This is a genomic window from Endozoicomonas ascidiicola, assembly GCF_001646945.1.
In the GTDB taxonomy this organism is placed as follows: domain Bacteria; phylum Pseudomonadota; class Gammaproteobacteria; order Pseudomonadales; family Endozoicomonadaceae; genus Endozoicomonas; species Endozoicomonas ascidiicola.
The window spans coordinates 42,960-52,891 of the sequence record NZ_LUTV01000005.1; the positions used below are offsets into that span (position 1 = coordinate 42,960).

A 9,932-nucleotide genomic window follows, 5' to 3' on the forward strand; every position below is an offset into this window, starting at 1 on the left:
GAGTGAGGACGAGAAAAGGAACAAGCTCATTCCGATAATTACTCATACTCATCAAGCAGTTATGGGGTAAGGTGAGGCATAACAGACAGCGTTGTGTCCTCACCGGACAAGTGAGGCGTTTTTTAGAACCGTTCATTCAGTTAATCACCTCATTTTTCAAGTTGTCGTATTGATCAGACAGACTGACAAACAAACCGTCCTGAATAATCAGCTCTTTCTCAACCAGCGTCGTAAATGTCCGGCTCCAGTTATTCCTGCCCACCACTGCCTCGATCTTTACGCACTCATTCCGCAGATCTTTGGCTTCAATGCGCGCCAGATTCGGATCACGCCCACCACGCTCCAGGTTCGACCGCGCTTTGGTGATCAAGCCATGCAGAATATCCAGTACCCTTTTCTGAGCAGTGCCCAGCTCTTTGGACGTTTTCATTTGCTCCACAGCATCAGGGTCAAGGTGCTTTAACACGCAGCTGTATTGCTGCTCGCCATCCTCATCCGCAAAGGGCAGCCGCACCGACTCAAAGAAAAAATGCATGGGTTCCGGCTCATCCGCATCTTTCATTTTCTTAGCAGAAATCTTGACCTCGTCACCGGATTTCACCACCGCATACTCGGCATCCAAGGCACCTTTCAGGGCACTGTTGCCACGGGCTCGGTCTTTGCTGCCGACTCCGGTGTGATGAACGATCAGCACGCAGCATTCGTATTTCGAGCGCAACAGCTGATCAATGTGATTGATAAAGGTATTCATCTCTTTGGTGGCGTTTTCGTCGGCCGCACCGAAGTTTCTAGCGAGGGTATCGATCACGATCAGGGAGGGAATGACGCCTCCGGTTTCTTCAACAATTTGTTGAATGCTCTCGCTGACCATCCGGGCATTACCCAAATCCGTGAGAGACGCTGAACACTGACTGACGTATAAAGGCGCATTTCTCAGGTTGTAACCGTGGGAAACCTGCCAGGCCATTAAACGACGGGATAAGCCGTTAAACCCTTCGCCAGCGATATAGAAGACAGAGCCGGGTCGTTTTACCGCTTTGCCATGCCACTCCTTGCCGGTTGCTACACAACAGGCCAGATCGATAGCAGAAAAGGATTTACCGCAGGCGGGCTCGCCGAACATTAACGACAGACTGTCGGTTTCCAGAAAACCTTTAATCAGCCAGTTAATAGGACGAACGCCTCTGACCAGCTCTTTTACATGACTGAAAGCAAACTGCCGCGCAGGTGATTGGGGCTCAATCATTATCCCTGACCCCGGATGATTATTACCGTGGGTGCGAACAATACTGGCAATGGTGGTATTCAGTTCTGACGATGAGAGCGGCGGCGTGTTGGATTGATTCCACTGGTCCAGAATCTTTTTGATATCCATTAACGAATAGTTCTGACGAATCAGCTGCCCCGCCATGCTCGCCGCTGCGTTATTTCGCCCCTGACCTTCTGCCAGATTGCTGCCATCGTGAGGTAAAGGGTATTGATCCGTTGAAAACCCAAGGTTGCCTGCCGGTTTGTCTTCTAACGATTGGCCATTGAAACCATTAATTGCAGCAATGTCGTCGGGTGTCAGCATGAGGAGGTCATGGGTGTCGCCAATATTCATGTAGCCATCGGTTTCCCAGCGATACAATGTGCCATCCGCATGGGTGCTGCCGGGCGCGACCACATACCCACCAATCCCACGTAAATCGATTTTGTTCTTACGCACGGAGTTGTGAACGGGATACTCCGGATTGACCTGAAAATAGTAGTGCTTGCCCTTGCTAGTGACCGCTTTTAACGGGGTTCGGGTAATGCCACCATTCTCGATAAACTGCACCGCCTCTGCACTGTCTGCATCAACCACCACAACGCCGTAGCCTGTGACGATCGCCCAGTTGGCATGGGGATAAAGGGTCGTCCACTGCTCAATCACATCGTCTTCCGGAGCCGTTTCCTGATATTGCTTCCACCGCAGCCGAGGTGCTTTAGGCCACTCCACTCGAGCTTTCTCAATATCACCAGAACACCTGCCCTCAACAAACCACTCTGGAGGTGTTTCAAAAGGAGAACCCAGAGGCACAATCGACAGCCCTGCTTCATTCAGCTTCCAGGCTTCCGCCGTCGTATTGGGTAAAATCGCTTCCATGCTTGCCCTCTCGTTAACTGGTTTGTTCAAGTCTTGTTGCGCACAAAATGCATAACGAACAACCCGGCACAGCAACTTGTCGTTCAGAGGGAATTTCAAAACCACACTCTTCGCAACAATCCGCAGAATCTTTGACCGTTAATGTTTGTTTTTTCTGGCGATGACTCAGTAGCGTGTCCATCTCACGCCGCTGATAGTCACTGGCGATATCTGCCTCATCCATAAGGCCTCCTATCGTTTGGTTATCCATATGGCGGTTTTTCAGTCTGTTCTTTCTCTGCACCAGATGTCAAATTTGTCGAATTACATAAAACACGTGAAACTTTAGCAAGCTGGTAAATGCTTGCTAAAAGTCGAATAATAAAAAAACGGAAATTAACGACAGAAGCAGACTCATGGATTGGAAAGAGCGCACTAAAATTTTATTAGCCAAACAGAAGATATCCCAGAGCGAACTGGCTAACCGGCTTGGGGTGACTCGCTCGGCAGTGTCCGTTTGGTTAGGCGCAAAAATGGACTTGAGCGAAAACAATGAAACAATGGTGCAATACAAAATTGCTTCCGTTCTCGGAGTTTCCCAGGATTATCTGGCAACCGGCATCAGTCGTGAAACCCCAACAGGCAAAGCCGTTCCGCTACTGGATGAAACAGAAGTGACGGATTATGTACTGAACCAGATGACACCGGGCAATGCGCCTTGGGTTTATTGCCCTGACGAGTGCAGCGATCTGACCTTTTCCCTAAAAACCAAAGGCAGCTCCATGGACAGCTGCGGCACGCCTGCCATTACAATTCCACAGCAAGCGAATATTTTTATTGATCCGAAAGTCACATTGGAACTTGGCGCCATTGCACTGTTTAACGACACCACCCCGGTACTGGGCATCTTCGAAGAGTTGAATGGAAAGGCGATGCTGGTTTTCTCAAATCCTCGATTCCAGCCCGTCGAAGTGGTTCGTGATAACTATCTCGGTACTCTGATTGGCATTTACCAATCCTGCAAAAAATAGGCGCTGGTTGTAGCGCCTTTCCATCTTAATCCAGCCTTTTGTCGAAATTATTCAAAAAATATTTGACACTCATATTCCATGAGAGCAATCTGTTGTTTAAAAATTCAAATAACAATTTGGACGACAGACAACATGGACCTCATGACTCAGGGAAAGATTATTGAGGATGTAGCCAGTGAAGTAGTTTCACTCGAAGGTCAAGCCAGCCAATTGGAGCAGCAGGCCAAGTCGTTAAGAAGCAAGGCAGAAACCGCACGCACCACACTCCTACATACTATCGTTTGCCTGAACAGTCATCTCGTTCAGCAAACAGAATCCAAGACAGACCCCGTTATTCCAGACGTTTTTCATATCAACAATCTGTTGATTGACCTCACCGACAAAACTGGCCATGTGGAGATCACCTGCCTTAATGATCTGAACCATTACCTGAAACCTGTCGGTTAACCACAACCCACCACAGCAAAAGGAATTGCCATGACCGAAAGCAACCATGCTTCACGGCTGGATCAACTCGCCTACGAGTTAGAACAAGCCAAACAATCCGAGCAGCAGACAAAGGATTATCGCCTCGCTATTGAGCAGCAGTTATGCGAACTCGTGGGTGTTAAAGACGAGGGCAGCTATTCCACCAAGGGAGACTATTACAAAGTCACCACCGTCGCTGGCTTTACCCGGACACTGGATACTGACAAGTGGCATCAGGTGAAAAATCGAATCCCGGAAAGTGTCGCGGCAAAGGTTGTCCGCAGCAAACTGGAGATTGATACCCGTCAGCTTAAAAGCCTGCAGGGTCTTGATCGAGCCAGCTATAACCTGATCGCCGAAGCCATCACTACCAAGCCCAAAAAGACAGCTATTAAATTTGAACGACTGGAGGTGCAATAATGGCTATCTCTCTGGAATCCATCAGTCGTTCAACCGGCATCAAAGCGCCTGGCATTGTTGAGCACGGTCCTGCCGGTGTGGGTAAAACCACCTTCGCAGCGAATGCGCCAAACCCAGTATTTATTCAGACCGAAGATGGCCTGGGCAGGTTGGAAGTGGATGCCTTTCCCATGATGACCAGCTTTCAGGATGTACTGGATGCCCTTGCCGTTCTCTATACCTCCGAGCACAGCTATCAGACCGTGGTCATTGATAGCCTGGACCATCTCGAACCACTGGTATGGCAGCATCTCTGCGATATCTATGTGGGTCCAAAGGGTGAGCGGTATCAAGCTATAGACGACTTCGGCTATGGCAAAGGGTTTGTGCTGGCATTGGATTTATGGCGACAACTGCTGGATGGTCTCTTTGCACTGCGCAATGAAAAAGGCATGGCCTTTATTCTGATTGCCCATTCGGAAATCAAACGCTTTGAAAGCCCAACTACTGACAGCTATGACCGCTACCAGATCAAGCTTCATAAACGAGCCAGTGATCTGATTCAAGAATCGGTGGACTGCGTATTGTTCGCTGATTACAAGACCGTCATCGAAAAGGAAGAAGGTGGTTTTAACAAAGTGAAAACCCGTGGCATCAGTACGGGTCAACGCTACCTCTATACCGAAGCTCGTCCGAGTTTCGTTGCCAAGAATCGCTATGGCCTGCCGGCAGAGATACCTCTGAGCTGGCAGGCATTTAGTGACGCACTGACCCATAACTCGAGCCAACAATAAGGAGATTATCCATGGCACAGTTAGGTTTTAACGCTGGTGATTATGATCCTACCGATGAGTTTGATACTTTGCCTCCTGGTGAGTATCTCACCATGATCACCGAAGCATCGCTGGAAAATACCAAGGCCGGTGGTCGTATGGTGAAGCTGACCTATACGATCATGGAAGGACAATACGAGAGTCGGAAACTCTGGTCACAGCACAATGTTGAAAACAGAAGCCCGAAGGCAGAAGAGATTGGTAGAAAGGAACTCAGCCGCATTGCTCACGCCATTAGCCAACCGATGATCAGTGATACCGATCAACTGCTGAACCAGGTTATCCGCATTCGTGTCGTGGTTAAGAACGACCCCGGTTATGGCCCAAAGAATGAAGTCAAAAAGTGGATCAATGTGGCGGGGCAGCCAGTTCAGGGAGCTCCTGTTCCACAGCAGCAAACACCGTCCTATGCTGCGCCTCAACCTCAGACTCCAGTGGCAGCTCATCAAGCAGCGCCGCCCTGGGGTCAGAAATAATCACTGCTACTAAGGGGGCTCGCCCCCTGACTTTTTAGAGGCTAAATCAATAATAACGGTGCGTGAGTATGGATATTCCAGAACCACAGCAAACAACGATCAAAGCCATCGTTAAGCATTACGAAGATCATCAAGACGACGGCTTTCGGGCACACCTTGGCGGTTCGATCATTGGTCGCCCCTGTGAACGGGCGCTGTGGTATACCTTTCGATGGTGTACTGAGGTTAAACATAGCGGGCAATTATTGCGCCTGTTTCAAACCGGGCATCTGGCCGAAGAGCGTTTCGTGGCTGACCTGCGAAGTATTGGCATCAAAATCTTTGAGGCTGATCCCGCTATAGGTGAGCAATTCAGAGTCTCAGCCTGCCATGGTCATTTTGGTGGCTCAATGGATGGTGTCGGTCAGGGTTTTATTGAAGCTCCGAAAACCTGGCATCTGATCGAGATGAAAACCCACAATGAGAAGTCATTCAGTCATCTGGTCAAGAAAGGTGTCGCCGAAGCCAAACCGGAACATTTTGTGCAGATGCAGGTGTATATGTATCTAGCCAGCCCACAGTTGACCAGAGCCTTTTATATTGCCGTAAATAAGAATACCGATGAGCTCTACGGCGAGCGGATTCGACTGGATGCAAACATCGGCAAAGCCACTGTGACTCGTGCGGAATGTATCATCACCAGCGACCGGCCTTTGAATAAAATCAGCGATGATCCGAGCTGGTATCTCTGCAAATTTTGCGACCATTATGGTATCTGTCACGGTCAGGAGACACCTGCCGTGAATTGTCGAACCTGCCTGCATTCAACCCCGGTCGATTCCGCGGATAACTCCGGGCAGTGGCACTGCGCTCGCCACAATATGGAAATTCCATTACAGGTTCAGAAATCCGGTTGTGATGAGCACCTTTATAACCCTTATTTGCTGGAGTCGTTTGCTGAGCCTCTGGACAGTGGTGAGTTCTGGATTAAATACAGACTCAAAGCCACCGGAGAGGTTTTTATGACGGGCGATGGTCAGGAGCAGTTTTCATCCAGAGAGATTCAGGCTGTAGAAGATAAAGCCCTGCTGACGGATACCCAACTGAACGAACTGAAAAAAAACTTCAATGGCACAGTAGTGGCCAATGCTGACAAGAACAAAAGCAAGGAGACTGACCATGGCTGAACTACTGAAGCGTGTCAGTACCGCCGATTATTCAGATAACTGGATTGATCTGAAAACTGATAACGACACCTCCGAAATAGTCCGTATTAGTTTTAATGATGAGCTGCCGTATATTAGCCCTCTGTTCTGTGAACGGATTCTCAGCGCCCTGATGGCAGAGGTGCAAGAGCAAATAGCAGAATGGAGAGATGGGAAACATTACCAACACCAGATGACTTACTTTGATCGCAAACGGGTGGAACGAATCGCCAGCAAAATCATTAACGATATGAAAGGTGGCATCAGTGGCTTATAAACTTCGCTGGTACCAGCAAGAAGCCATTGAAGCGATTTATCAGTACTTCAATTCGGCGGAAGGCAACCCGTTGGTCTGTGTCAGTACCGGCGGTGGCAAATCCATTATTATCGCTGACTTTATTCGCAGTGTTCTCGAGCAATGGCCAGAGCAACGATTTTTGATGCTCTCGCATGTGAAGGAGATCATTGAGCAGAATCTGGAAAAGCTTGTGGCGATCTGGCCAGAAGCGCCTACCGGTATTTACTCTGCGGCCATTGGCTCACGTAATACTGATGCACAGGTTCTGTTTGCCAGTATTCAGAGTGTTCATAAACGGGCAGAGCAACTTGGCCATGTTGATCTGTTGCTAATTGATGAAGTGCATACCCTGAACAGTGAGCGTTCAGAGTCGATGTATGCCCGTTTTATCGCTGCTTTAAAAGTCATTAATCCGAACCTGAAAATTATTGGTTTTACGGCAACGCCCTATCGCATGAAGCAGGGGCTGCTGACACAGGGTAAAAACCCTCTGTTCAGTGACATTGTTTATGAAACCGATATTCAGCGATTAATTGACGATGGCTATCTATCACCACTCACTTCCAAAGGCGGCAAAGAAAAAATCAATTTGAAGGGAGTTCGTACCAGACAGGGTGAGTTTCTAAGCAGTGATATGGAAGCCGCTGTGCAGGAAAACGACGTTACCGAAAAAGCCGTAGCTGAAATTATTGAATACGGCGAAGGTCGAGATGCCTGGTTGATCTTCTGCGTCAGCATCGCACATGCCCAACAGGTAAAACAGTTACTGCTGGATGCTGGTATTAGTGCAGACTGCGTTACTGGTAAAACACCAAAAGACGAGCGGGCACGTATTCTCGCTGACTATAAAAATGGCCGCATCAAAGCTCTCACCAGTCAGGGAGTATTAACCACTGGCTTCGATGCACCACGTACTGACCTGATTGCTCTACTCCGAGCCACTAAATCTCCCGGCCTTTATGTGCAGATATTGGGTAGAGGTTTACGGGTCAGCCCTGAGACGGACAAACAGGATTGTCTGGTTCTGGATTACGGAGGCAATGTGGAGCGGCATGGTCCGATTGATCAAATCACCATCGGCAGCATTAAAGTCGGTGAAGGCACTGGGGCTCCACCCGTCAAAGAATGCCCAGAGTGCTTTGAAATCATACTGGCAAGCTTGCGAGTGTGTCCCGCCTGCCAGTATGAGTTTCCAGAACGGGAAAAGCATGACCCAGTAGCCTCCGATGCAGCACTGCTCTCTGCACAGGTCGAGCCTCAGTGGTTAGAAGTGGATGAAGTCGTCTACAGCATCCATGAAAAATTTGGCAAACCACCATCTGTTCAGGTGCTCTATCGTTGCGGCCTGAAAACAGTACGTGAATGGGCTTGTTTTCAGCATGGCGGCTATGCACGACAAAAAGCGGTTATCTGGTGGGTTAAGCGGTTTGGTCACACTCCCTGCCCAGCAATGACAGTGGACGCCTATCAACTGCTGAGGGAAACCGAAGACTTGAAAGAGCCAACCCGCATAGAGGTTATTCAGGAAGGCCGCTGGTACCGAATACGTGCCTATGACTTCTCGCCTCCAACAGACCATTCTGACGACAACTCAATGCTGTAAACACATTGATACGGATATTGATGTTATTTCAGGGAACTTGAAATGAATACAGAACTCCTGCTTTATGCTCGATATGAAAAGCCTTATGTACGACTGGAAGAAATTTGTGAGGAGTTTTTCGGTTTGAGTGAGCGCTGCACCAAAATCGCTGCAGCCGCTCAGGATCTTCCGGTGCCAGTGGTTCGGGTGACCTCCAGTAAAAAGTCGCCAATGATGGTTAAGCTTTCAGACTTAGCGGCCTATCTGGATTCTCGACATGAGACCTACAGCAATACATGGGAAAAAGTTCAGGGGATATAGACATACTTTGGTTTAGCACAGCTTGCTTTTGTGTATACATTGTATATACTCAATTCAAAGAGAGGGTAATATCATGAGAGTTGAAGGGGAAATCAAGCGATGGGGCAACAGTCTGGCCTTGAGGATTTCCGGAGCCATGGCAGAAATACCTCAATTTAAAGCAGGCTCTAAGATAGCAGTTGATGTCACTGAAGATGGTCTCGTCATCAAAAAAGTTGAGCAACAAAAGAAAAAGTTTAAGCTGCCCTATACTGAAGAATCCCTTTTGGCTGGTATGACGCCAGAAAAAGCACACGCTGACGAGTTAGCCACTCCAACATCTTCCGAACTCGGTCTATAAATGAAAACAGAAAAAGCATACATTCCAGAACGGAATGATTTGATATGGCTGGATTTTGAGCCTACCCGTGGAAAAGAAATAGGCAAATACAGACCTGCTTTTGTACTCTCCAGCAAAGATTACAATAAAAAAACCAGCATGCTTATTTGCTGCCCGGTAAGCACCAGTATTAGAGGTGCCGCGACTGAGGTTCCAATCAAAAATCTGGATGAAAAGTCAGTAGTTGCCACCAACCTGATTCAGACATTAAGTTGGAAAGAAAGGAAAGCCAAATTTATCACTAAGGCGCAAAAAGGTATTTTTGAAGAAGTCATCTTGCGAATCATTCCGCTTATTGGTGCTGATGAAGTACTTGATAAATATATGGATGAGGAAAGCTAATTTCAGACACCGGGAGACAAACCATTTGACTCCCGATCTCCACTGCCGCAGGAAGCATCATGACCTTCCTTCTTTAATCGCATCTTCAATTTCGTCGATTTCAATAGCTTTCGACTCAATACCCCTGCGAATATCCCTTGCTGTTTGCAAATGCTCTGATGGCTCTAGTGTAGTGAGCTGCATTTAATACAACATAAATAATCTCGCTGTGCCATTATAGGTAAGAGCATCTAAGGACGGATACTATCTATGAGAGTCGCAGCCAAGATAAGCCTGCGTGAACAGGAACAAAAACTACTAAAACGTCTATCGTCGTCAAATAAAAGCTCTGTACGCATTGCCCGTCGTTCTAAAATTATTCTTTTGGCTGCAGWTGGAAAAACCAATCTTGAAATTGCGGAAGCATTAAATATCGAACGGGGACAAGTAAGCCGTTGGCGAGTTCGTTATGTAGCTGAAGGTTTTCGGGGAATAGARAAAGACCTTCCTCGTGGTGGTCGTAACAAACAGAT

15 protein-coding genes are annotated in these 9,932 nt (G+C 47.9%); 12 read left to right on the plus strand and 3 right to left on the minus strand.

Translation table 11 applies throughout. The annotated features are described in order from the left end of the window. Nucleotides 1-136: 136 nt before the first annotated feature. Complete coding sequence (locus AKL11_RS24630; protein ID WP_095210395.1) at nucleotides 137-2,128, minus strand: AAA family ATPase; 1,992 nt, start codon at nucleotides 2,126-2,128, stop codon at nucleotides 137-139. 13 nt (nucleotides 2,129-2,141) lie between these two features. Further along, complete coding sequence (locus AKL11_RS14120) at nucleotides 2,142-2,351, minus strand: TraR/DksA C4-type zinc finger protein (protein WP_157673580.1); 210 nt, start codon at nucleotides 2,349-2,351, stop codon at nucleotides 2,142-2,144. Nucleotides 2,352-2,523: 172 nt separating this feature from the next. Here AKL11_RS14120 and AKL11_RS14125 point away from each other — a divergent pair, with 172 nt between their 5' ends. From AKL11_RS14125 to AKL11_RS14175, 11 genes are all read left to right on the plus strand, one after another. Continuing rightward, nucleotides 2,524-3,138, plus strand: coding sequence for a LexA family transcriptional regulator (locus AKL11_RS14125; protein WP_067518592.1), 615 nt, complete (start codon nucleotides 2,524-2,526; stop codon nucleotides 3,136-3,138). 132 nt (nucleotides 3,139-3,270) lie between these two features. Then, nucleotides 3,271-3,585, plus strand: coding sequence for a hypothetical protein (locus AKL11_RS14130; RefSeq protein WP_157673581.1), 315 nt, complete (start codon nucleotides 3,271-3,273; stop codon nucleotides 3,583-3,585). 30 nt (nucleotides 3,586-3,615) lie between these two features. Then, the gene (locus AKL11_RS14135; protein WP_067518598.1) at nucleotides 3,616-4,026 is read left to right on the plus strand and encodes a DUF7173 family protein; all 411 of its coding nucleotides are present in this window, start codon (nucleotides 3,616-3,618) and stop codon (nucleotides 4,024-4,026) included. Beyond that, nucleotides 4,026-4,799 (plus strand): ATP-binding protein, encoded by a 774-nt coding sequence (locus tag AKL11_RS14140; protein WP_067518600.1) that lies wholly within the window; start codon nucleotides 4,026-4,028, stop codon nucleotides 4,797-4,799. Before AKL11_RS14135 ends, AKL11_RS14140 begins: the two co-directional genes overlap by 1 nt. A gap of 11 nt (nucleotides 4,800-4,810) precedes the next feature. Further along, nucleotides 4,811-5,314, plus strand: a complete 504-nt coding sequence (locus tag AKL11_RS14145) for a DUF669 domain-containing protein (RefSeq protein ID WP_067518602.1) — start codon at nucleotides 4,811-4,813, stop codon at nucleotides 5,312-5,314. A gap of 68 nt (nucleotides 5,315-5,382) precedes the next feature. Then, on the plus strand, nucleotides 5,383-6,480 hold the full coding sequence (locus tag AKL11_RS14150; protein ID WP_216636806.1) for a hypothetical protein: 1,098 nt from the start codon (nucleotides 5,383-5,385) through the stop codon (nucleotides 6,478-6,480). Then, nucleotides 6,473-6,775, plus strand: a complete 303-nt coding sequence (locus AKL11_RS14155; RefSeq protein ID WP_067518604.1) for a hypothetical protein — start codon at nucleotides 6,473-6,475, stop codon at nucleotides 6,773-6,775. The genes AKL11_RS14150 and AKL11_RS14155 overlap by 8 nt, the downstream gene beginning before the upstream one ends. Beyond that, the gene (locus tag AKL11_RS14160; RefSeq protein ID WP_067518606.1) at nucleotides 6,765-8,399 is read left to right on the plus strand and encodes a DEAD/DEAH box helicase; all 1,635 of its coding nucleotides are present in this window, start codon (nucleotides 6,765-6,767) and stop codon (nucleotides 8,397-8,399) included. The genes AKL11_RS14155 and AKL11_RS14160 overlap by 11 nt, the downstream gene beginning before the upstream one ends. A 42-nt stretch (nucleotides 8,400-8,441) precedes the next feature. Beyond that, nucleotides 8,442-8,699: a pyocin activator PrtN family protein gene (locus AKL11_RS14165; RefSeq protein WP_067518608.1), complete on the plus strand. Its 258-nt coding sequence runs from the start codon at nucleotides 8,442-8,444 to the stop codon at nucleotides 8,697-8,699. Nucleotides 8,700-8,772: 73 nt separating this feature from the next. Then, a complete protein-coding gene (locus AKL11_RS14170; protein ID WP_067518610.1) occupies nucleotides 8,773-9,039 on the plus strand; it encodes an AbrB/MazE/SpoVT family DNA-binding domain-containing protein in 267 nt (88 codons plus the stop codon). Next, nucleotides 9,040-9,420, plus strand: coding sequence for a type II toxin-antitoxin system PemK/MazF family toxin (locus AKL11_RS14175; protein ID WP_067518612.1), 381 nt, complete (start codon nucleotides 9,040-9,042; stop codon nucleotides 9,418-9,420). It begins immediately after the preceding gene. Between the two features lie 57 nt (nucleotides 9,421-9,477). Here AKL11_RS14175 and AKL11_RS26465 read toward each other — a convergent pair whose 3' ends face one another. After that, entirely contained in the window at nucleotides 9,478-9,603 is a 126-nt protein-coding gene (locus tag AKL11_RS26465; RefSeq protein ID WP_281180360.1) for a hypothetical protein, read from the minus strand. Nucleotides 9,604-9,669: 66 nt separating this feature from the next. On the opposite strand from AKL11_RS26465, the gene AKL11_RS14180 reads away from it, so the two are divergent. Next, nucleotides 9,670-9,932: helix-turn-helix domain-containing protein (locus tag AKL11_RS14180; RefSeq protein ID WP_157673628.1), on the plus strand; the 263-nt coding region annotated here is incomplete at its 3' end.